Consider the following 20,178-nt stretch of genomic DNA (forward strand, 5'->3'; position numbering starts at 1 on the left):
GGATCGGTGACGACCGATTGAGGAGCACACCATGAGCGCACTCGCCGTCGAGCCGGGGCCCAGCAGTGGACCGGTCTGGGACGAGCTCGTCCGGATCCGGGAGGGGACGGGCGTACCCGAGGGCTGGACGGTGGAGATCATCGAGGGGATCATCACCGTGGCGCCGACGCCAACGTGGGAGCACAGCGACACTGTCGACGAGGTGCAGCGAGTGCTCTACGCCGTGATTCCCCGAGACTGGGGCATCTACCACTCCGTCAGCGTCACTGTTCCTGAGCGCCGGGGCCTGTACGTTCCGGACCTCGTTGTCATTCCGAAAACAGCACCCCGGGACGCGCAGGGACACGTGCCGGGGGGCGAGGCGCAGCTCGTGGTCGAGGTCACGGCGCGGTGGAACGCGAACCACGACCGTGTGGAGAAGCTTCAGGGTTACGCAACCGCCGGTGTGCCGTTCTACCTGTTGTTGGACCGCTGGCACGTGGGTCGCCCCACCGCAACGCTCTACGGTGAGCCGAGGAGCGGCATGTACCGGGTCTTGGCGGTCGGGCAGTTCGGCGAGGAGATCCACATCCCCGCCCCCTTCGACCTGACCCTCGACACCAGCACCTTCCCCATCGGCTAGCCAGCGTCCCCCGCCCCAAGGGCCCCCAGCCCAGGTGCTCCGATGAGTTCCGGACCCGGCGCAGGTCTCCTTGGTGTGGACACCAGTCGACCGCTCGTACTGACCCTTGCCGCACGGGCCACCCCCGAGGAGGTGGCGCGGCTGTGCGCGCTGCTCGAAGGCGCCGCGCCCACCGACGTGATCTGCGACGTCGGCGGGCTGGCGCGCGCCGATCTCGCCGCCGTGGACGCCCTGGCCCGGCTGCGGCTCACCGCCGGGCGGCTCGGGCACCGGCTCACCTTCCGTGGCACCCGAGCCGACCTGCGGACCCTTCTGGAGCTCGTGGGACTCGCCGACGTCGTATGACGCGCCCCTACGGCTACGCCTCCAGCCGCTCCGGCATGTCGAACAGCGGGAACCACCGCTTGGTGTCCAGGAAGAAGTCCATCCCGGCGACCTTGCCCTCGCGGATGTCGAGGACGATCAGCGCCCACGGGCTGTACCCGCCCTCCGGGGCCGGGTGGTACTGCGCGAACGCCGGGGCGCCGTTGGCCACGGTCGGGACCAGCTTGGAGCCCGCGCAGACCTCGCCGACGCCCAGCATCCAGCCCACGATGTCGTCGTGACCGCGCAGCCACAGGTCGTACGGCGGCATGGACATCGTCGCGTCCTCGTGGAGGAGCGCGGTCAGCGCCTTCATGTCGTACCCCTCGAAGGCGGCGACATAGCGCTCGAGGAGCTCCTTCTGCTCCTCGTCCAGCGGGTTCGCCGGGTCCGAGGCGGCCGGTCCCTGCTCGGCGAGCGTGGCACGCGCCCGCTGGAGCGCGCTGTTGACCGACGCGACCGTGGTCGAAAGCAGTTCGGCCACCTCGCTCGCCTTCCAGGCGAGCACCTCGCGCAGGATCAGCACCGCCCGCTGCTTGGGCGGCAGGTGCTGCAGCGCGGCCACGAACGCCAGCCGCACGGTCTCGCGGGACACCGCCGTCTCCGCCGGGTCGGCCACCGACGGCAGCACCCGCCCATCGGGCACCGGCTCCAGCCAGGTGATCTCCGGCCGGGCGTTCAACTGGGCCTGGGCGACGGGGGTGGCGGCCGTCAGGTCCATCGGTCTGGCCCGCCTGTTGCCCGCGTTGAGCGAGTCCAGGCAGACGTTGGTCGCGATGCGGTACAGCCAGGAGCGCAGCGACGAGCGCCCCTCGAAGGAGTCGATGGACCGCCAGGCGCGGACCATCGTGTCCTGGACGGCGTCCTCGGCCTCGAACGCCGAACCGAGCATCCGGTAGCAGTAGCCGGTCAGCTCGGTGCGGTACTTCTCCAGCTGCGCGTCCAGATCGCCGGTCGTCGTCAGATCGCTCATCGGGTCCACCCCACTCGCCCCTCATCGGCACCGACGCGGTGCCGATGAGGGGAAGTTACCGCAGCCCACCGACAGCGCGGGTCAGGTTCCCGGCTTGCGCCCGTAGACGAACACGTCGTCGCCGTTCCGCAGGAGACTCCAGTACTTCTTCGCGTCCGCCGGGCGCATGTTGACGCAGCCGCCCGACCCGGGCGGGTTCCACATCGACTTGGTCGTGGAGTGGAAGGCCTGACCGCCGTCGAAGAACTGCGCGTACGGCATGGAGACGTGGTAGAGCGTCGACCAGTGGTTGATGCTGCGCCAGTAGATCTTCTTGGAGCCGGTGCGGGTCTCGGTGCCGTTCTTGCCCGTACGCACCGGAACCGGGCCGTACTTCAGCCGTGCGCCGTCCTGGATCCAGCTCAGCTGGCGGGTCAGGTCCACGCAGGCGATCCGGCCCCGGTTGGTCGGGCACGACCCGGCCTTGTTCGGGTTGGTGCCGGCCGCCTTCTGCGCCAGCATCGTGTTCATCGTCCGCCAGGTCAGCGGCCCGGCGTACCCCTGCGCGGGGGTGATGCCGTGCTTGCGCTGGAACGTCTGGACGGCCAGGCAGTCCGCCCGCGACTGACGGCCGTCCACCGGCCGGCCGAGGAACTTCTCCACCTGCTTCTGGTACGGCCCCGTCGTCACGTTGCACGACGAGGCCGCCTGGGCCGGCGCGGCGCCGAGGGCGACCGTCAGCGGCACCACCATCGAGGTGATGCCGAGGACGATCCCGGTCCGCTTGCGTATGGCTTCCATGATCACCAACTCCCCCTAGGGTCCTACGACATAGGACGAACGAAGAGCCGGTGCGGTTGTACGTTCTCCGTACGGATTCAGGCCGCCGTACGGAGCTGGAAGCGGCGGGCCTCGGCCCGCGCCGCCACGCGCGCGCTGTGGCTGCCGTACAGGGTGATCGACACGACGCCGAGGACCGCGACCAGTCCGAGCAGGACCGTGCCGGCCCAGCCGCCGGCGTGGAAGGCGATCGCGCCGAGCGTGCCGCCCACGCTGCTGCCGACGTAGTACGCCGACTGGTAGAGCGCCGACGCCTGGGCGCGGCCGGTCGTCGCCGTACGGCTCACCGAGGAGGAGGCGACCGCGTGCCCGGCGAAGAACCCGGCGGTGATCAGGACAAGGCCGAGCAGGACGGCGGTCAGGGTGTCGGCGAGCGACAGCAGCAGTCCGGCCGCGGTCGTGCCGACGGCCAGGTAGAGCGCACCGCGCCGGCCCAGGCGGGCCACCAGCTTCCCGGCCGCGGCGGAGGAGACCGTACCGACGAGGTACACCAGGAAGATCGAGCCGACAACGCCCTGCGGGAGCGAGAACGGGGCCTCGACCAGGCGGTAGCCGATCACGGTGTAGACCGCGCCGAACACCGTCATGAACAGGGCGCCGATGGCGTACAGACGCATCAGCAGCGGGTCGGACAGGTGGGTGCGGACGGTCCGGGCCAGTGCGCGGGGGTTCAGAGAACCGGGCGTGAAGTGCCGGGCCTTGGGGATCATCAGCCGGAAGACGACCGCGCAGACCACGGCCATCAGACCGACCGCGAGAAGACCGGCGCGCCAGCCCCACAGCTGGGCCGCCCAGCCGGTGACGATCCGGCCGCTCATGCCGCCGATGGAGTTGCCCGCGACGAACAGGCCGATCGCGGCGATCAGTGCCTTCGGCCGCACCTCCTCGGCCAGGAACGCCATCGCCGAGGCCGGCAGACCGGCGAGCGCCGCGCCCTGGACGGCGCGCAGGGCGACCAGCCACTCCAGGCTCGGGGCGAACGGCACGAGCAGCCCGACGACGACCGCGACGGCGAGGGAGGCGGTCATCAGCGCGCGCCGCCCGAAGCGCTCGGACAGGGCGCTCATCGGGAGGACGAGGAGGGCGAGGGCGCCGGTCGCGGCGGAGACCGTCCAGGAGGCGGCGGAGGCGGTGGCGCCGAACTCCGCGGAGATCGCGGGGAGGAGGGCCTGGGTGGAGTAGAGAAGAGCGAAGGTGGCGAGTCCGGCGGCGAAGAGAGCGAAGCTCATACGGCGGTAGCCGGGGGCACCGGGGGAGAGGCGGGTGTCGGCGACCGTGCTGGTGGCGGCCGCCTTGGTACTGGCGGAAGGCATGCATCGAACGTAGGCCGGATCATTTCATGCGTCCAATGCATGGAACTGCTGTAATCGTTCCCATGGTGCATGAGTACAGGTCACAGGGTCGGCTGTCACCGGGTAGTTACGAAGAAGACATGGGGCTGCTGCTCGCGCCACGGCTCGCGTACTTCGCGGCGGTGGCCCGGCACGAGCATGTGACCAGGGCGGCGGCCGAGATGGGCGTCCCGCAGTCGACGCTCTCACGGGCGATGGTCCGGCTCGAACAGGACCTCGGAGTCGCCCTGTTCGCCCGCAAGGGCCGCACGGTCTCCCTGACCCCGGCCGGCCGGACGTTCCTCGCCTCGGCCGAGCGGGCGCTCGCGGAGGTGGAGCGCGCGGCGGACTCCGTACGGGCGGATGCGGACCCCACGGCGGGGCGGGTCGCCTTCGGGTTCCTGCACACGATGGGCTCGGAGACCGTGCCGGGGCTGATCCGGGCCTTCCGGGTCGACCACCCCCGGGTCCGGTTCACCCTCGTCCAGAACTACGGCGAGGCGATGATCGAACGCCTCCGGGCCGGGGACCTGGACCTGTGCCTGACCTCCCCGGTCCCGGACGCGCCCGACCTGGTCGCCCGGCGTATCGACGAGCAGCGCCTGCGCCTGGTGGTGCCCGACGACCACCGCCTCGCGACCCGCAGGCGCGTCCGCCTCGCGGAGGCCGCCGACGAGACCTTCGTGACCCTGGAGCCGGGCTACGGGCTGCGTCGCATCACCGACGACCTGTGCGCCGAGGCCGGGTTCAAGCCGCGCGTCGCCTTCGAGGGGGAGGAGGCCGAGACCCTGCGCGGCCTGGTCGCGGCGGGCCTCGGCGTGGCCCTGCTGCCGCCGCCCGCCGTCCCGCGCCCCGGCGTCGTCGAACTCAACGTCACGGCCCCCCGCGCCGTCCGCGAGATCGGCGTCGCCTGGCTCGACGGCCACCCGGACACCGCCCCGGTGGCCGCCTTCAAGAAGTTCCTCCTGAGCAAGCGGGGCCATCTCCTGCCGGAGTGACGGCTCACCGCCGCCGCGAGCGGCCGAACCCCGCAGCCAGCGGCATCCGCAGACCCAGCGGCGGCGGGGCCGCCAGCGCGTCGGCGAGCGGCCGGGCGTAGGGGCGGGAGAAGAGTGAACCGAGCACGAAGTCACAGGCCAGGGCCCGGACTTCGGCGTGGTACTGGCGCAGCGCGTGGCCGTCCGAGTGGACCTCGAAGCGGCAGGTGTCGCGGTTCGACTTCTTCGCCCGCTCCGCGAGCCGGTACGACAGCTCCGGGTCCGTCCGCGCGTCGTTCGTGCCGTGCACGATCAGCACCCGGCGCCCCACCAGCTGCCGCACCGGCTCCGGCTCCGCCGCCACGTCGTCCTCCGGCAGCCAGGGCGCCAGCGCGAGCACCGCGTCGACCGCCTCGTGCCCGCCCGCCCGCAACGCGGCCCGCGCGCCCATCCCGTGGCCGGCCAGGCAGACCGGCACGTCGCCATAGCGGCGTACCACCTCCGCCACCGCCCAGCTCGCGTCCGAGGCGAGCATCGCGTCCGCGCCGTTCCAGCCCCGGCCCCGGTACCGCACCACGTGCGCCACGAGACCGTCCGCCCGGCCGGCTGTCACCAGCCGCCGGGCCAGCGGCAGCAGGGCCAGATGGGCACGGCCGGAGGCGCGCCGCCCGGACGCCGCCTCGCCGTCGGGAAGGAGCAGGACCACCCCGCCCACCGAGGTGACCGGGTGCGATGCGCCGACGGGCCGTCCGAGCCGGGGTGTCCGGATGTCGGCAGTCCCTACGAGTGCGGAGTGCGCCATGGCAGAACAGTCTCAGAAGCCGAGGTGTACGCCATCCGTACGCGCGGTCACTGTTACGTATCGACAGGTCGGTGGAGAGGGGAGTTCTACGCGCGTAGGGGCTAGAGTGCCGCAATGACGAGCCAGATCCCGAACGTCCCCACCCTGGACCAGATCCGCCGCGCCCCGAAGGTGCTCCTCCACGACCACCTCGACGGCGGTCTGCGCCCCGGAACGATCCTCGACCTCGCCGCCGCCCAGGGCTATGCCAATCTCCCCGAGACCGATCCCGACAAGCTCGGCGTCTGGTTCCGCGAAGCCGCCGACTCGGGTTCGCTGGAGCGCTATCTGGAGACCTTCGCGCACACCTGCGCCGTCATGCAGACCCGCGAGGCGCTCGTACGCGTGGCCGCCGAGTGCGCGGTGGATCTCGCCGAGGACGGTGTCGTCTACGCCGAGGTGCGCTACGCCCCCGAGCAGCACCTGGAGGCCGGACTCACCCTCGAAGAGGTCGTCGAAGCCGTCAACGAGGGCTTCCGGCAGGGCGAGCGGCAGGCCAGGGCGAACGGCCACCGCATCCGGGTCGGCGCCCTGCTGACCGCCATGCGGCACGCCGCCCGTGCCCTGGAGATCGCCGAACTGGCCAACCAGTACCGCGACTCCGGGGTCGTCGGCTTCGACATCGCCGGCGCCGAGGCCGGCTTCCCGCCCACCCGCCACCTCGACGCCTTCGAGTACCTCAAGCGGGAGAACAACCACTTCACCATCCACGCCGGCGAGGCCTTCGGGCTGCCGTCCATCTGGCAGGCCCTGCAGTGGTGCGGCGCCGACCGGCTGGGCCACGGCGTCCGCATCATCGACGACATCGAGGTGTCGGAGGACGGTTCGGTGAAGCTCGGCCGGCTCGCCGCGTACGTACGCGACAAGCGCATCCCGCTGGAGATGTGCCCGACCTCCAACCTCCAGACCGGCGCCGCCGCCTCCATCGCCGAGCACCCCATCGGACTGCTCCGCAGGCTGCACTTCAGGACCACCGTCAACACCGACAACCGCCTGATGAGCGGGACGAGCATGAGCCGGGAATTCGAGCTGCTGACCGAGGCATTCGATTACACGCTCGACGACATGGCGTGGTTCACGGTCAATGCGATGAAATCAGCTTTCATTCCTTTCGACGAACGCCTCGCCATGATCAACGACGTGATCAAGCCAGGATATGCCGAGCTGAAGTCCGAATGGCTGTTCCAGCAGACCGCTACGACCAGCGAGTCTCCCCGCCGGGACGGCTGATACAGCATTCGGGAGAAAGGCCGAAGCGGTCGGGTGACACGATCCCGGCCGCTTTTCGGTGTTTGCGGGAGCTTCTTTTGCTGGCTAGGTTTCGAAGCCGCTCCGCATCTCCGAATTCCGCTTTCCCGGAAGCTCCCAGATCCCCAAGGATGATTTTCTGATGAAGCAGTCTGCCGCCAAGACGCTCGGTGTCGCCGCCCTCGGTGCCGCTTTCGCCGCTGCCGCCGCCGGCACGGCCGCCGCCGCGGCCGCGCCCGCCGAACCCGCCGCCCTGGGTCTGGTGACCCAGGCGGTGCCGCTGGGCGACGGTCTCACCCAGCTCCCCGCCGGCGTCTCGGAGACTCTCGTCGCCGGGGAGGGCGCGCTGGGCAACGGTCTCGACCAGGGCGTCAAGGCGGTCCCGGGCGCGCTGGCCCACCCCATGGAGAGCGTCCGCGTCGACGGCGCGACCGACCTGCTGGACGGCGCCCCGGTCGGCCAGGTCACCGGCCTTCTCGGCGGCCTGCCGCTGGGCCTCGGCCTCTGAGCCCCGGCCTCTGAGCCTCCCGTACGGACCGTCCGGTCCTGTCCGGTCCCGTACGGCGCGAGGGCGCCCACCCCGAGCAGGGGTGGGCGCCCTCGCGCGTGTCCCGGCGGACTACCAGGCCGTGCTCGCCGACTTCTCCGCCGGCAGCAGTATCCACAGCGCCAGGTAGAGCAGGAACTGCGGACCGGGCAGCAGGCACGAGACGAGGAAGATGACCCGCATGGTCGTGGCCGACATGCCGAAGCGCCGTGCCAGCGCTGCGCACACTCCGCCGATCATGCGGCCGTCACGGGGGCGGACAAGTGCGGCCATGGTGGGCTCCTTCGTGAGGCGTGTCCCGGAAGCCGCTCCGTCGGGCTCCCGATGCATCCATCATCGCCCCGGACCGGGGGACAAAACGTCGGTCTACGGGGCGACTCCGACCCTGGTAATCGTCGGGGTAGGCCCCTGAGAGCCCTCCTCCCGCAGCAGGGCCGCACCCGGCCCCCGACCCGTCCCCGAGGAGGACCGGCCCCCTCCCACGTCCTCCCGGCGGCGCAGGCGCGCCCGCCCGGCGGGCACCACGAGCAGATGGGCCAGCGCCACCCCGGCGCTGTTCAGCAGCAGCGAGTCCACGTCCACCACCTGCCCGGGCACGGCGGTCTGCAGCAGCTCCACCGCGAGGGACACCAGCGCCCCGGCCGCGACGGTCCGGGCCAGGGACGCCCACGGCGACACGTACAGCCGCCCCTCCGCCATCGGCAGCAGGACACCGAGCGGGGCGAGCAGCAGCAGGCCCTCGCCGAAGCGGCGGGCCGCCTCGGCCGGGCCGAGCGCCAGATCGGCCTTGATCCCGGCGAGTGGGGTCAGGTTCGGCGCCGCCACCCAGGCGACGTCGAGTGGGCGGAGCGTCACCCAGGCGACGAGCATCAGATGTGCGAGGAGAAGGGCGAACCCCGCCACGCGTACGACCACGGCGGCACTGCCGCTCGAACCTTGACGCTGCACGCCCCCCTAGACGCGCACAGGCCCGGAATCGGTTCCGCCGCCGCGCGGAACACCTCGTCCGGAGGAACGTTCCGCCCCGGTCGGCTCCTGGCGGACGCCCCCGACCCGCTTCACGAGGCCGAAGGCGACGACACGGGCACCGTCGGCGCCACCGACTCCGGGCGCTCCCGCAGCTCGGTCGTGCACTGGTAGCGGCGCGGCGCGTAGGCGCCGGGGCCCCCGAGCACGACGGTGTCCGCGCCCGCGCCCGCCGAACTCCGCGCGAAGGTGCAGACGATCTGGGACAGCGCGGTCGCCGTCAGATCCTCCGGCTGCCGGCTCAGCCGCAGCGTGCCCGCCGGATCGCCCCCGCGCCCGCCGGTGACGGACAGCGGCCCCTTCACGGCCGTGGCGAACCCGGCCCCGCGCTCGCTCTCCGACGGCTCGCTCCGCAACTGCTCCAGCAGCGCCGACGCGGTCGGCACCGGATCCCCGCTCGTCTTCTCCTCCGGCAGCGGCGCCCGCCGGTCCACCGCCGTCAACTGCGAACCACAGACCAGGAATACCTGGACCGGAATCCCCGCCGACCGCGTGGTGACGTCCTCCCCGGAGACGCTGCACGGCACCCGCGACGGGGCCGGACCCGCGTCCACGGGCACGGACGTGGTCCTGATCCCGCAGCCCGGCAGCAGCACCGACAGCGCGGCCACGGCCGCCGCGACGGGGCCCACCCCGGTACGGCGCCCCACTCCCGTACGGCGACGTCGTATCAACGCTCCCCACCCTCTCCCGGCTCCCCCTGGCTCGGCAGCCGCAGCACGAACACCGCGCCGTCGCCGTCCGGTGAGTTCGCCGCCGTGATCGAACCGCCGTGGATCAACGCGTTCTCCATCGCGATCGACAGACCCAGACCGCTGCCGTCCGAACGCGGCCGTGACGCGCTCGCCTTGTAGAACCGGTCGAAGACATGCGGCAGGACCTCCTCCGGGATGCCCGGGCCGTGGTCCCGTACCTCGATGACCAGCTCCCCGTCCTCCGTACGGATCGCCACCCGCACCGGCGATCCGCCGTGCTTGAGCGCGTTGCCGATCAGATTCGCCAGGATCACGTCGAGACGGCGCGGATCGAGCCGCGCCACGATGCCGCGCTCGGCGTCCAGCTCCACCGCGTCCAGCCACGCCCGCGCGTCGATGCAGGCGGTGACCTGATCGGCCACGTCCACGTCGTCCAGGACGAGCCGGGCGGTGCCCGCGTCGAAGCGGGTCACCTCCATCAGGTTCTCCACCAGGTCGTTGAGGCGGCGCGTCTCGCTCACCACCAGCGCCACCGCCGGCGCGATCATCGGGTCCAGGGAGTCCTGCTCGTCCTCCAGGACCTCCGTCACCGCGGTCAGCGCGGTCAGCGGGGTGCGCAGCTCGTGCGACATGTCGGCGACGAAGCGCCGGCTGGACTCCTCCCGCGCGCTCATCTCCGCGACCCGCTGCTGCAGCGACTCCGCCGCGCGGTTGAACGTCCGGGACAGCTCGGCCAGTTCGTCCGTACCCGACACCCGCAGCCGGGTGTCGAGCTTCCCCTCGCCCAGCCGCCGGGCCGCCTCCCCGAGCCGGTGCACCGGCCGCAACACGGTCGTGGCCGCGGCCTGCGCGAGCAGCGCGGAGCCGATCAGGGCCAGGGCGGTCGCGATCCCCAGCGACCAGGCCAGCGAGTTCAGATCCGCCCGCTCGGCCTCCAGCGACTTGAACATGTACCCCGTCGGGCCACCGCCCTCGACCTTCGCCCCGCCCACCAGGTAAGGCGTCCCGCCGCGCTGGGTGCGCTGCCAGAACAGGTGGTACGGATAGGCGTTGGCGTCCGTCACGGGCCGCGCCGTCTCCACCTGCTTCCGCAGCTCGGGCGGGACGTCCGTCAGCGTGAAGGTGTCCGGGTCCGAGGCGCCGACGATCGGCTTGCCCTCGTCCCGCTCGCCGAGCAGCAGCACGCTGTACCCGGCGCTGCCGCTCGCCATCTGCTCGGCGGCGCGCCGCAGTTCCTCCTCGGTGGGGTGCAGCGGCAGCGTCGCGGCCCGGTTCTGCATCTCCTGCCGGAAGTCGTTCAGCGCCCCGTCCTGGGTACGGGTGAGGACCGCCTCGCGGTTCAGCCAGTAGGCGATGCCGGAGGCGGACGCGGCGGCGGTGAGCGCCACCAGGGCGAAGACGACGACCAGACGCAGTCGCAGGCTGGTGAAGCGCAGCCCGGCGAACATCCCCTTTCTCACGCAGGGACGTCCAGTCGGTAGCCGACGCCCCGCACGGTACGGATCAGGGTCGGGGAGGACGGCACGTCCTCCACCTTGGCGCGCAGGCGCTGGACACAGGCATCGACCAGACGCGAATCGCCCAGGTAGTCGTGCTCCCACACCAGGCGCAGCAGCTGCTGGCGCGACAGCGCCTGCCCGGGCCGCCGGCTCAGCTCCAGGAGCAGCCGCAGCTCGGTCGGCGTGAGCTGCAGATCCTCCCCGTTCTTCGTCACCGTCATCGCCGAACGGTCGATGACGAGCGAACCGAACGTCGCCGAGTCGGTGGACTCCCGCTCGCCGCGCCGCAGCACGGCACGGATCCGGGCGTCGAGGACCCGCCCCTGGACCGGCTTGACGACATAGTCGTCCGCCCCGGACTCCAGGCCGACGACCACGTCGATGTCGTCGCTGCGCGCGGTCAGCAGAATGATCGGCAGCTGGTCGGTGCGCCGGATGCGCCGGCACACCTCGAAACCGTCGATCCCGGGCAGCATCACGTCCAGCACGACCAGGTCGGGCCGCTGCTCGCGCAGCAGCTTCAGGCCGTCCTCGCCCGTCGCCGCGGTGGCCACTCGGTGGCCCTGGCGTGACAGGGAGAGCTCGAGGGCCGTGCGGATGGCGTCGTCGTCCTCGATCAGCAACAGGAAAGGCACGGCGCCATTCTGTCCCATGCGGCCACCCGAGTTCGACTGTGCGGCGACACCTGGGCCTGTGACACGGCTGTGACAGTCGGCGGACACCTCGATGAAAGTGCCCGGGCAAGCTTCTTGGCACACGGACCGAACAGACTCCAACCGACGGGGGGCGCACGATGAACGCACTGCACAGCACCACCTCAAGCGCAGTTGTCACGCGTCTCCACGATGTCGTCGTGCGGGGCGGTACGGAGAAGTCCGGCGCGGTGAACGGACGGGGGTGTGTTCGCAGCGCCGGGCGTCAGCACAAGGCGTCCTACATGGTCGCCGTGGCTGACGGGGGAGCGGCGTACGGGGAGGGCACGGGGGAGCGGCGGTCGGCGTCCGAGGCGGAGTTCACCGCCTACGTCGCCGAGCGCCGAGCCTCCCTGTACGCCACCGCCTACCACCTGACCGGTGACCGGTTCGAGGCCGAGGACCTGCTCCAGAGCGCGCTGTTCTCGACGTACCGCGCCTGGGACCGGATCAGCGACAAGGCGGCCGTGGGCGGCTATCTGCGCCGCACCATGACGAACCTGCACATCAGCGCGTGGCGCCGGCGCAAGCTCAACGAGTACCCGACGGAGGAGCTGCCGGAGACGGCGGGCGACACGGACGCGATGCGCGGGACCGAGCTGCGGGCCGTGCTGTGGCAGGCGCTGGCCCGACTGCCCGAGATCCAGCGCACGATGCTGGTGCTGCGCTACTACGAGGGCCGTACGGATCCGGAGATCGCGGAGATCCTGGACATCAGTGTCGGCACGGTGAAGTCGAGCATCTGGCGCTCCCTGCGCCGGCTGCGCGAGGACGAGGTCCTCAGCTTCGGCCGTGACGAGGAGGAGTCCTTCGGCGAGCTGGTGGCCTGAGGCGCACGGGGGGCAACGGGGGGCGTACGGGGGTACGGGGGAAAGAGACGCGGGTCGGACGAGCCGGGGGGGCTTGTACGACCCGCGTCGTGCGTGCTGCGCGGGTCGGACGGGCCGGGGGGCCTGTACGGCCCGCGTCGTGCGTCAGGGGTGGCGCGTCAGTGGGCGGCCGGCGTGCGGGGGTGGTCGGCGGCGGCCGCGGTGAGGCGGCCCAGGGCCTCCGGCTTCGCGCAGGGATGGGCGCCCAGGGCGCCCTGGCGGGCGACGATGGCGCGTTCGGCGCGCATCAGGCGCCAACCGCGGCGCAGCAGGAACGGGACCGACTTGCGGCCCTCCCTCAGATCCCGCAGCAGGCGGCGGCGGAACGTCGTCGACGGGCGGCCCCGCAGGCACAGCGCGTCGGCCAGGACGCCGAGTTCACGGCAGCGGGCCACGATCTCCGCCGCGAAGATGCCCTCCGCGACGAACAGCGGCGCCCGCCCGATGTCCAGCCGCTCGCGGTCCACGCGCGCGCTGGTGGCGATGTCGTACACGGGGACGTCCGTCCGGCCGGTGCCGCACAGCTCCACGATCGCCGCGACGGCGGCGTCCGCGTCCCAGGAGAGCGGGGAGTCCCAGTCGATGTCGGCGCTGCCGGTCACCAGCGGGAGCGTCGGGTCGTCGGCCTCCTTGTAGAAGTCGTCGAGGCGCAGGACCGGGAGGCCGGTGACGGCGGCGAGGGACGACTTGCCGGAGCCGGAGGGGCCCGCGAGCAGGACGACACGGGTCGGTATCGGTTGGGAACTCACGGGACACCAGTGTGAGGCATTCCCCCGGGCAGGGGACCCCCGAGGGAGGCGGTGGTATCGAGCGTCACATCTCAACTACGCTCTGTGGCCTCCTGATCACTCATCGTCAAAGGACTCTCATGGCGCGTCACGCACTCCCCAGGACCTCTCGCCGCGGCGCCCTGCTGAAGGCCGGGCTGACTGTGACGGCCGCGGGGGCGGCGGTCCTCGCCCTGGCCGCCACCGCCCAGGCGGCCCCGGTCACCCCCACGCCGACGCCCATGAGCACGCTCCTCGGCAGCGACGCGACCGAGCTGGGCCAGGAGCTGGTCGGCGACGTCGGCCGCCACAGGGGCCCGTTGTCGGGGCTCCGGCTCGACCCGCAGGCCGACACCGGGGCCGCCGACATCGAGCCGGCGGACACGGCGCCGGTCACCGACCACGTCACGAAGGACGGGGCTCCGGCCGGTCCGCCGGTGGCCGGGCCGGTGACGCAGGAACTTCTTCCGCCCCGGTAGCGGCGCCGGGTGCGGACCGCAGCGGCACCTCTCGTACGAACCAGGCGAGGGCGAAGGCGATCGCCGCCAGGGCCGCGGTGCCCAGGAACACTCCGTGCAGCCCGCTCGTCACCGCTGCCCGGAACCCGTCCCGTGCCGGCTCCGGAAGCTCTCCGACCTGCGCGGGGGTCAGCCGCGGGTCCACGGACCCGAGGCGCGCCGTGAAGACGGCGCCGAGCAGGGCGACGCCGAGCGAGCCGCCGATCGTCCGGACGAGGGTGACCGTGCCGCTCGCCGCCCCCAGGTCGCGCGGCTCCGCGCTGTTCATGGTGATCAGCAGCGTCGACTGCATGAGGAAGCCCATGCCCGCGCCGATGACGAGGGTGAGCGCGGAGGCGGCGGCGGTCGGGGTGTCGACGTCGAGGAGCAGCAGCGCCAGCGCGCCGGCGGTCATGACGGCGCCGCCGAGGATCGGGTAGATCCGGTAGCGGCCGGTCCGGCTGATGATCCGGCCCGTCGACAGCTGGACCACCAGCATCCCGAGCATCAGCGGCAGGAGCAGCAGTCCGCTCGCCGTGGACGACTGGCCCCTGGCGAACTGCAGATACTGCGGCAGGTAGTTCATCGCCGCGAGCATGCCCGCGCCGACAAGGAAGCTGAGAATCTGGGCGAGGGTGAAGTCACGGCTGTGGAAGAGCCGGGGCGGGATGATCGGTTCCTCGGCCCGCCGCTCGGCGCGTACGAACAGGGCGAGCGAGGCGGCCGAGACCGCGCCGAGGCAGAGGATCTGCGGCGAGGTCCAGGCGTACGTGGTGCCCGCCCAGCTCGCGAGCAGGGTCAGGGTGAGGATGCCGAGCGTGAGCAGCAGCGCGCCGGACCGGTCGATACGGGCGTGGATCCGCTCCGTGCGCACCCGGATGCCGAACCCCACGATCAGCAGGGCGGCGAGACCGACGGGCACGTTGACGTAGAAGGCCCAGCGCCAGCTCAGGTGGTCGGTGAGGAAGCCGCCGAGCAGCGGGCCGCCGACGAACGCGACCGGTAGCATCGCCGCGCTGACCGACTGGACCTTGGCGCTGTCGCGCGGCGGCACGAGGACGCCGATGAGCGCGAAGGCGCCGACCATGAGGCCGCCGGCGCCGATGCCCTGGAGGGCGCGGAAGGCGATGAGCTGGCCCATGGTCTGGGCGAGGCCGGAGAGGACGGAGCCGGCGAGGAAGACGGCGACCGAGGCGAGGTAGCCGCCCTTGCGTCCGTACAGGTCGCCGGTCTTGCCCCACAGGGGGGTGGAGACGGCGGCGGTGAGGAGGTAGGAGGTGACCACCCAGGAGAGCTGGTCGAGGCCGCCGAGCTCACCGACGATGGTGGGCAGCGCGGTGCCGACGATGGTGCCGTCGAGGGTGGCGAGGACGATGCCGAGCATGAGCCCGGAGATCCCGAGGTAGGGGATGCGCGGGGCGGCCTGAGGGATCGTCACGGATCAGGCCCCGTACGGCTTCTTGGCGCGGGCGTCGCGCAGGGCCTCGCCCCACCAGGCGAGTTGGTCGAGCATCGACTTCGCGGCGGTGTCGGCCGCCGGATCGGTGGCCCGTCCGTCGGGGCCGAACTGTCCCCAGACGCCTTGGAGGCCGACCGCTTCGCGGATGGTGACGGCGTGCAGTTCGGCGAAGACCCCGCGCAGGTGCTCGACCGCGCGGAGGCCGGCGGAGAAGCCGCCGTACGCGACGAAGGCGACCGGCTTGGCGTGCCACTCCTTGTTGTGCCAGTCGATGGCGTTCTTCAGGGAGGCGGGATAGCTGCGGTTGTACTCGGGGGTGACGACGACGAAGGCGTCGGCGGCGGCGAGGCGGGGCGAGACGGCGCCGAGCAGCCGGCGGTCCTCCTCGGCGGCGGGCGCCTGGCCGAGCTGCGGGAAGACGGTGGGCAGCGGGGTCTCGGCGAGGTCGATCAGATCCGTCGTCATGTCGGAACGGGCGGCGGCGTGCGAGACGACCCAGTCGGCAACGACGGGGCCGAGGCGGCCGTCACGGGTGGAGCCCTGGACGACGGCGAGGCGGAGCGGATTCATGGGTCCCCCAACGATGAATGTGTACGGCGTACGGCAGCTGTGTACAACGTACACTTCGATGTGTACGCCGTCTACTCCGCATACGCTGTACGCGAGAGAGGGAGGTCAGCCGTGCCGAAGAAGGACCAGGCGAAGGACGGCTCGCTGTGGGAGCGGCTCGAACGGCCCGCGCCCGCGCGCACGTCCCTGACGCCGCAGCGCATCGCGGAGGTCGCGATCCGGCTGGCCGACGGCGAGGGCTTCGCGGCGGTCACCATGCGCCGGATCGCGACGGAGCTGGGAGTCGCGCCGATGGCCGCCTACCGGCACGTCTCCGGCAAGGACGATCTGTGGGCGCTCATGGTCGACCAGGTCTCGGCCGAACTGGAGCCGGAGGAGGACGTGACGGGCTGGCGCGAGACGCTGCGCGCGTACGCCGTCCAGACCCGCGCGATGATGGTGCGCCATCCCTGGCTGGCGCAGCTGCCGACCCCGTTGTTCGCGCTCACGCCGAGGCGGCTGGCGGCGGCGGAGCGTCAGCTGGCGTCCCTGGACGGGCTCGGGCTCGACGTCGACACGATGATGGCCGCGTTCCGGACGGTCGGCGCGTATGTGCACGGGGCGACGCAGGCGGAGGTGGCCCTGGCGCAGTACATGCGGGAACAGGGCTGGGAGAGCGCCGACGAGACGCGGCGGGGGCTCGCGCCGCAGATGTCGTATCTGATGGAGACGGGCCGCTACCCGACCTATCGGCGGTACGCGCAGGGGGCGGCCCGGAAGGACGACGCGGGCTGGCAGTTCGAGACGGGCCTCGACTGCGTCCTGGACGGGGTGGCGGGGCTGGTCGAGCGGGGATGACCACCGCCGTGGGGGTTTCACCACGGCCTCGGGGCCCCGATGGTGAACGGCCCCGAGAGCGCGGTGCGCCCCGGGTGCGTGCCCACCCGTTCCGCCCAGCGGAACAGATGCCCATCACACCCGGGGCGTTGATCAGTACGCGGAGCCCGAGGCTCCCAGGCTGCCCGTCGGGTGCCAGACCGTCTTCGTCTCCAGGAAGGCCGTCAGGCGGTCCGTGCCCGGGTCGGTCGTGAAGTCCGCCGTACGCGGGCGCAGGACGCGCTTGAGGTTGTCCGCCGCCGCGATCTCCAGATCGCGCGCGAGCTCCGCGTCCGCGCCCGTCAGGTCGATCGCGTTGACGTCCTGGTGGGCCGCCAGGTGCGGGCCCATCTCCGCGGCCTTGCCCGAGAGGATGTTCACCACACCGCCCGGCAGGTCGGAGGTGGCCAGCACCTCGCCCAGGGACAGCGCCGGCAGCGGGGAGCTCTCCGAAGCGATCACCACGGCCGTGTTGCCCGTCGCGATCACCGGGGCGATCACCGACACCAGGCCGAGGAAGGAGGACTCCTGCGGGGCGACGACCGCCACCACGCCCGTCGGCTCGGGCGTCGACAGGTTGAAGAACGGGCCCGCGACCGGGTTCGCCCCGCCCGCGATCTGACCGATCTTGTCCGTCCAGCCCGCGTACCAGACCCAGCGGTCGATCGCGGCATCGACGACCTCCGCCGCCTTCGACTTCGACAGGCCCTCCGCGTGCGCCACCTCGTGCACGAACTGGCTCTTGCGGCCCTCCAGCATCTCGGCGACGCGGTAGAGGATCTGGCCCCGGTTGTACGCCGTCGCCCCCGACCAGCCTCCGAACGCCTTGCGCGCCGCGACGACCGCGTCACGGGCGTCCTTGCGCGAGGAGAGCGGCGCGTTGGCCAGCCACTTGCCCTTGGAGTCGGTCACTTCGTACACCCGGCCGCTTTCGGAGCGGGGGAACTTGCCCCCGACGTACAGCTTGTAGGTCTTGAGGACGCTCAAACGGTCAGACATCGAGGTACGCCTCCAGGCCGTGGCGACCGCCCTCGCGGCCGTAGCCCGACTCCTTGTAACCGCCGAACGGCGAGGTCGGGTCGAACTTGTTGAACGTGTTGGCCCAGACGACACCGGCCCGGAGCTTGTTGGCCACGGCCAGCATCCGCGAGCCCTTCTCCGTCCAGATGCCGGCCGACAGGCCGTACTGGCTGTTGTTCGCCTTGGCGACCGCCTCGTCCGGCGTACGGAACGTCAGCACGGAGAGCACCGGGCCGAAGATCTCGTCGCGGGCGATGGTGTGCGCCTGCGTGACGTTGGTGAAGAGCGTCGGGGCGAACCAGTAACCGGACGTGGGCAGTTCGCAGGCCGGCGACCAGCGCTCGGCGCCCTCCGCCTCGCCCTTCTCCACCAGAGTGGTGATCCGGGACAGCTGCTCGGCCGAGTTGATGGCGCCGATGTCGGTGTTCTTGTCCAGCGGGTCACCGAGGCGGAGGGTGGAGAGCCGCCGCTTCAGGCTGTCCAGCAGCTCGTCCTGGATCGACTCCTGGACCAGCAGGCGCGAGCCCGCGCAGCAGACCTGGCCCTGGTTGAAGAAGATGCCGTTGACGATGCCCTCGACGGCCTGGTCGATCGGCGCGTCGTCGAAGACGATGTTCGCGCCCTTGCCGCCCAGTTCGAGGGTCAGCTTCTTGTGCGTGCCGGCGACCGAGCGCGCGATGGACTTGCCGACGGCGGTGGAGCCGGTGAAGGCCACCTTGTTCACGTCCGGGTGCTCGACCAGCGCGGCGCCGGCGTCCCCGTACCCGGGCAGGATGTTGACGACGCCCTTGGGCAGTCCGGCCTGGCGGCAGATGTCCGCGAAGAAGAGGGCGGACAGCGGGGTGGTCTCGGCGGGCTTCAGGACGACCGTGTTGCCGGTCGCGAGCGCCGGGGCGATCTTCCACGCCAGCATCAGCAGCGGGAAGTTCCACGGGATGACCTGGCCGGCCACGCCCAGCGGGCGCGGGTTCGCACCGTAACCGGCGTGGTCGAGCTTGTCGGCCCAGCCCGCGTAGTAGAAGAAGTGCGCGGCGACCAGCGGGAGGTCCGCGTCGCGGGTCTCCTTGATCGGCTTGCCGTTGTCCAGGGTCTCCAGGACGGCCAGCTCACGGCTGCGCTCCTGGATGATCCGGGCGATACGGAAGAGGTACTTGGCGCGTTCGGAGCCGGGCAGCGCGGACCACTTGCCGAACGCCGCGCGGGCCGCCTTCACCGCGCGGTCCACGTCCTCGGCGCCCGCACGGGCGACCTCGGAGAGGACCTCCTCGGAGGAGGGCGAGACGGTCTTGAAGACCTTGCCGTCGGCCGCCTCGACGAACTCGCCGTCGATGAACAGGCCGTACGACGGGGCGATGTCCACGACCGAGCGCGACTCGGGCGCCGGTGCGTACTCGAATACAGATGCCATGATCGATCAGTCCACCGTGACGTAGTCGGGGCCGGAGTAGCGGCCGGTCGCCAGCTTCTGACGCTGCATGAGCAGGTCGTTGAGCAGGCTGGAGGCGCCGAAGCGGAACCAGTGGTTGTCCAGCCAGTCCGGCCCCGCGGTCTCGTTGACCAGCACCAGGAACTTGACGGCGTCCTTGGTGTTGCGGATGCCGCCGGCCGGCTTCACGCCGATCTGGACACCGGTCTGGGCGCGGAAGTCGCGCACGGCCTCCAGCATCAGCAGCGTGTTGGCCGGGGTGGCGTTGACCGCGACCTTGCCCGTCGAGGTCTTGATGAAGTCCGCGCCCGCCATCATCCCGAGCCAGCAGGCGCGGCGGATGTTGTCGTACGTGGAGAGTTCGCCGGTCTCGAAGATGACCTTGAGGCGGGCCTTGTCGCCGCACGCGGCCTTGATGGCGGAGATCTGCTCGAAGACCTCCAGATAGTGGCCGGCGAGGAAGGCGCCACGGTCGATGACCATGTCGATCTCGTCGGCGCCGGCGGCGATCGCGTCGGCGGTGTCCGCGAGCTTCACGGGGAGCGCGGCGCGCCCGGCCGGGAAGGCGGTGGCGACGGAGGCGACCTTGACGCCGGAGCCCGCGAGGGCGGCCTTGGCGGTGGCCACCATGTCGGGGTAGACGCAGACGGCGGCGGTCGTCGGGGTCGTACGGTCGGTCGGATCGGGGTTGACGGCCTTGGCGGCGAGCGCCCGGACCTTGCCCGGGGTGTCCGCGCCTTCGAGCGTCGTCAGGTCGATCATCGAGATGGCCAGGTCGATGGCGTACGCCTTGGCCGTGGTCTTGATCGAGCGGGTGCCGAGGGACGCGGCGCGCGCCTCCAGGCCGACGGCGTCGACGCCGGGCAGCCCGTGGAGGAAGCGGCGCAGCGCACTGTCGGACGCGGTCACGTCGGCGAATGCGTGTGCTGCGGGTGCAGTGGTGGGCATGGTCACCAGTCGAGCATATCTACGCGCGTAGCGACCTGTACAGGGCCGGGTCTGTTACGGGGGTGAACGCCCTGGTCGGCACGTGTCGCCGTGACGGCTCTCACAGGCCGGGGCCGGGGCCGGTCGAGCCGCCT

23 protein-coding genes are annotated in these 20,178 nt (G+C 71.7%); 8 read left to right on the forward strand and 15 right to left on the reverse strand.

Translation table 11 applies throughout. The annotated features are described in order from the left end of the window. Positions 1-31: 31 nt before the first annotated feature. Positions 32-622, forward strand: a complete 591-nt coding sequence (locus tag ACIRB4_RS03015; protein ID WP_403288059.1) for a Uma2 family endonuclease — start codon at positions 32-34, stop codon at positions 620-622. A gap of 75 nt (positions 623-697) precedes the next feature. Beyond that, entirely contained in the window at positions 698-967 is a 270-nt protein-coding gene (locus ACIRB4_RS03020) for an STAS domain-containing protein (protein ID WP_403288060.1), read from the forward strand. Positions 968-980: 13 nt separating this feature from the next. On the opposite strand, the gene ACIRB4_RS03025 is transcribed toward ACIRB4_RS03020, so the two are convergent. The 3 genes from ACIRB4_RS03025 to ACIRB4_RS03035 form a co-directional block, all read right to left on the reverse strand. Further along, complete coding sequence (locus tag ACIRB4_RS03025) at positions 981-1,958, reverse strand: sigma-70 family RNA polymerase sigma factor (protein WP_403288062.1); 978 nt, start codon at positions 1,956-1,958, stop codon at positions 981-983. A gap of 81 nt (positions 1,959-2,039) precedes the next feature. Continuing rightward, positions 2,040-2,738, reverse strand: coding sequence for a L,D-transpeptidase family protein (locus ACIRB4_RS03030; RefSeq protein ID WP_403288063.1), 699 nt, complete (start codon positions 2,736-2,738; stop codon positions 2,040-2,042). A gap of 77 nt (positions 2,739-2,815) precedes the next feature. Further along, complete coding sequence (locus ACIRB4_RS03035; protein WP_403288064.1) at positions 2,816-4,090, reverse strand: MFS transporter; 1,275 nt, start codon at positions 4,088-4,090, stop codon at positions 2,816-2,818. 62 nt (positions 4,091-4,152) lie between these two features. Between ACIRB4_RS03035 and ACIRB4_RS03040 the strand changes: the two genes are divergently transcribed. After that, complete coding sequence (locus ACIRB4_RS03040; RefSeq protein WP_403288065.1) at positions 4,153-5,106, forward strand: LysR family transcriptional regulator; 954 nt, start codon at positions 4,153-4,155, stop codon at positions 5,104-5,106. 4 nt (positions 5,107-5,110) lie between these two features. Here ACIRB4_RS03040 and ACIRB4_RS03045 read toward each other — a convergent pair whose 3' ends face one another. Beyond that, entirely contained in the window at positions 5,111-5,887 is a 777-nt protein-coding gene (locus tag ACIRB4_RS03045; protein WP_403288066.1) for an alpha/beta hydrolase, read from the reverse strand. A 114-nt stretch (positions 5,888-6,001) separates the two neighbouring features. Between ACIRB4_RS03045 and ACIRB4_RS03050 the strand changes: the two genes are divergently transcribed. Together ACIRB4_RS03050 and ACIRB4_RS03055 are read left to right on the forward strand one after the other, a co-directional pair. After that, positions 6,002-7,156, forward strand: coding sequence for an adenosine deaminase (locus ACIRB4_RS03050; protein ID WP_403288069.1), 1,155 nt, complete (start codon positions 6,002-6,004; stop codon positions 7,154-7,156). Positions 7,157-7,316: 160 nt separating this feature from the next. Continuing rightward, a complete protein-coding gene (locus ACIRB4_RS03055) occupies positions 7,317-7,682 on the forward strand; it encodes a hypothetical protein (protein WP_403288070.1) in 366 nt (121 codons plus the stop codon). Between the two features lie 111 nt (positions 7,683-7,793). On the opposite strand, the gene ACIRB4_RS03060 is transcribed toward ACIRB4_RS03055, so the two are convergent. The 5 genes from ACIRB4_RS03060 to afsQ1 all read right to left on the reverse strand — a co-directional run bounded on the left by ACIRB4_RS03060 (position 7,794) and on the right by afsQ1 (position 11,576). Continuing rightward, entirely contained in the window at positions 7,794-7,994 is a 201-nt protein-coding gene (locus tag ACIRB4_RS03060) for a PspC domain-containing protein (RefSeq protein WP_403288071.1), read from the reverse strand. 93 nt (positions 7,995-8,087) lie between these two features. Then, on the reverse strand, positions 8,088-8,669 hold the full coding sequence (locus tag ACIRB4_RS03065) for a VanZ family protein (protein ID WP_403288073.1): 582 nt from the start codon (positions 8,667-8,669) through the stop codon (positions 8,088-8,090). Positions 8,670-8,779: 110 nt separating this feature from the next. Beyond that, positions 8,780-9,421: a hypothetical protein gene (locus tag ACIRB4_RS03070; protein ID WP_403288074.1), complete on the reverse strand. Its 642-nt coding sequence runs from the start codon at positions 9,419-9,421 to the stop codon at positions 8,780-8,782. Continuing rightward, on the reverse strand, positions 9,418-10,890 hold the full coding sequence (locus ACIRB4_RS03075; RefSeq protein WP_403288657.1) for an ATP-binding protein: 1,473 nt from the start codon (positions 10,888-10,890) through the stop codon (positions 9,418-9,420). Before ACIRB4_RS03075 ends, ACIRB4_RS03070 begins: the two co-directional genes overlap by 4 nt. Before the next feature lie 8 nt (positions 10,891-10,898). Beyond that, on the reverse strand, positions 10,899-11,576 hold the full coding sequence (gene afsQ1 / locus ACIRB4_RS03080; protein WP_175439295.1) for a two-component system response regulator AfsQ1: 678 nt from the start codon (positions 11,574-11,576) through the stop codon (positions 10,899-10,901). Positions 11,577-11,734: 158 nt separating this feature from the next. Here afsQ1 and ACIRB4_RS03085 point away from each other — a divergent pair, with 158 nt between their 5' ends. Further along, complete coding sequence (locus tag ACIRB4_RS03085; protein ID WP_403288075.1) at positions 11,735-12,463, forward strand: SigE family RNA polymerase sigma factor; 729 nt, start codon at positions 11,735-11,737, stop codon at positions 12,461-12,463. Positions 12,464-12,621: 158 nt separating this feature from the next. On the opposite strand, the gene ACIRB4_RS03090 is transcribed toward ACIRB4_RS03085, so the two are convergent. Further along, positions 12,622-13,251 carry an ATP-binding protein gene (locus tag ACIRB4_RS03090; RefSeq protein WP_403288076.1) on the reverse strand — a complete coding sequence of 210 codons (630 nt, stop codon included), beginning with the start codon at positions 13,249-13,251 and terminating at the stop codon, positions 12,622-12,624. Between the two features lie 119 nt (positions 13,252-13,370). Here ACIRB4_RS03090 and ACIRB4_RS03095 point away from each other — a divergent pair, with 119 nt between their 5' ends. Continuing rightward, positions 13,371-13,748 carry a hypothetical protein gene (locus ACIRB4_RS03095; RefSeq protein WP_403288078.1) on the forward strand — a complete coding sequence of 126 codons (378 nt, stop codon included), beginning with the start codon at positions 13,371-13,373 and terminating at the stop codon, positions 13,746-13,748. On the opposite strand, the gene ACIRB4_RS03100 is transcribed toward ACIRB4_RS03095, so the two are convergent. Both ACIRB4_RS03100 and ACIRB4_RS03105 read right to left on the reverse strand, forming a co-directional pair. After that, positions 13,675-15,150: an MDR family MFS transporter gene (locus tag ACIRB4_RS03100; protein WP_403288658.1), complete on the reverse strand. Its 1,476-nt coding sequence runs from the start codon at positions 15,148-15,150 to the stop codon at positions 13,675-13,677. The genes ACIRB4_RS03095 and ACIRB4_RS03100 overlap by 74 nt on opposite strands. A gap of 57 nt (positions 15,151-15,207) precedes the next feature. After that, on the reverse strand, positions 15,208-15,795 hold the full coding sequence (locus ACIRB4_RS03105) for an NADPH-dependent FMN reductase (RefSeq protein ID WP_403288079.1): 588 nt from the start codon (positions 15,793-15,795) through the stop codon (positions 15,208-15,210). 111 nt (positions 15,796-15,906) lie between these two features. Here ACIRB4_RS03105 and ACIRB4_RS03110 point away from each other — a divergent pair, with 111 nt between their 5' ends. Continuing rightward, positions 15,907-16,632, forward strand: a complete 726-nt coding sequence (locus tag ACIRB4_RS03110) for a TetR/AcrR family transcriptional regulator (RefSeq protein WP_403288080.1) — start codon at positions 15,907-15,909, stop codon at positions 16,630-16,632. 132 nt (positions 16,633-16,764) lie between these two features. Here ACIRB4_RS03110 and ACIRB4_RS03115 read toward each other — a convergent pair whose 3' ends face one another. From ACIRB4_RS03115 to deoC, 3 genes are read right to left on the reverse strand one after another with little or no spacing between them, the layout of a single operon-like run. Next, on the reverse strand, positions 16,765-17,649 hold the full coding sequence (locus ACIRB4_RS03115; protein WP_403288081.1) for an aldehyde dehydrogenase family protein: 885 nt from the start codon (positions 17,647-17,649) through the stop codon (positions 16,765-16,767). Further along, entirely contained in the window at positions 17,642-19,078 is a 1,437-nt protein-coding gene (locus ACIRB4_RS03120) for an aldehyde dehydrogenase family protein (protein ID WP_403288083.1), read from the reverse strand. Before ACIRB4_RS03120 ends, ACIRB4_RS03115 begins: the two co-directional genes overlap by 8 nt. 6 nt (positions 19,079-19,084) lie before the next feature. Next, positions 19,085-20,044: a deoxyribose-phosphate aldolase gene (gene deoC / locus ACIRB4_RS03125; protein WP_403288084.1), complete on the reverse strand. Its 960-nt coding sequence runs from the start codon at positions 20,042-20,044 to the stop codon at positions 19,085-19,087. Positions 20,045-20,178 lie beyond the last annotated feature (134 nt).

It is taken from the genome of Streptomyces sp. NPDC093600 (assembly GCF_044764755.1).
Lineage (GTDB): Bacteria > Actinomycetota > Actinomycetes > Streptomycetales > Streptomycetaceae > Streptomyces.

Coding starts and splice junctions, on each gene's coding strand:
- ACIRB4_RS03015 (WP_403288059.1), top strand. CDS start 32: ATGAGCGCACTCGCCGTCGAGCCGGGGCCCAGCAGTGGACCGGTCTGG.
- ACIRB4_RS03025 (WP_403288062.1), bottom strand. CDS start 1,958: ATGAGCGATCTGACGACGACCGGCGATCTGGACGCGCAGCTGGAGAAG.
- ACIRB4_RS03030 (WP_403288063.1), bottom strand. CDS start 2,738: ATGGAAGCCATACGCAAGCGGACCGGGATCGTCCTCGGCATCACCTCG.
- ACIRB4_RS03035 (WP_403288064.1), bottom strand. CDS start 4,090: ATGCCTTCCGCCAGTACCAAGGCGGCCGCCACCAGCACGGTCGCCGAC.
- ACIRB4_RS03040 (WP_403288065.1), top strand. CDS start 4,153: ATGGTGCATGAGTACAGGTCACAGGGTCGGCTGTCACCGGGTAGTTAC.
- ACIRB4_RS03045 (WP_403288066.1), bottom strand. CDS start 5,887: ATGGCGCACTCCGCACTCGTAGGGACTGCCGACATCCGGACACCCCGG.
- ACIRB4_RS03050 (WP_403288069.1), top strand. CDS start 6,002: ATGACGAGCCAGATCCCGAACGTCCCCACCCTGGACCAGATCCGCCGC.
- ACIRB4_RS03055 (WP_403288070.1), top strand. CDS start 7,317: ATGAAGCAGTCTGCCGCCAAGACGCTCGGTGTCGCCGCCCTCGGTGCC.
- ACIRB4_RS03060 (WP_403288071.1), bottom strand. CDS start 7,994: ATGGCCGCACTTGTCCGCCCCCGTGACGGCCGCATGATCGGCGGAGTG.
- ACIRB4_RS03075 (WP_403288657.1), bottom strand. CDS start 10,890: ATGTTCGCCGGGCTGCGCTTCACCAGCCTGCGACTGCGTCTGGTCGTC.
- ACIRB4_RS03085 (WP_403288075.1), top strand. CDS start 11,735: ATGAACGCACTGCACAGCACCACCTCAAGCGCAGTTGTCACGCGTCTC.
- ACIRB4_RS03095 (WP_403288078.1), top strand. CDS start 13,371: ATGGCGCGTCACGCACTCCCCAGGACCTCTCGCCGCGGCGCCCTGCTG.
- ACIRB4_RS03100 (WP_403288658.1), bottom strand. CDS start 15,150: ATGCTCGGCATCGTCCTCGCCACCCTCGACGGCACCATCGTCGGCACC.
- ACIRB4_RS03105 (WP_403288079.1), bottom strand. CDS start 15,795: ATGAATCCGCTCCGCCTCGCCGTCGTCCAGGGCTCCACCCGTGACGGC.
- ACIRB4_RS03115 (WP_403288081.1), bottom strand. CDS start 17,649: ATGTCTGACCGTTTGAGCGTCCTCAAGACCTACAAGCTGTACGTCGGG.
- ACIRB4_RS03120 (WP_403288083.1), bottom strand. CDS start 19,078: ATGGCATCTGTATTCGAGTACGCACCGGCGCCCGAGTCGCGCTCGGTC.
- deoC (WP_403288084.1), bottom strand. CDS start 20,044: ATGCCCACCACTGCACCCGCAGCACACGCATTCGCCGACGTGACCGCG.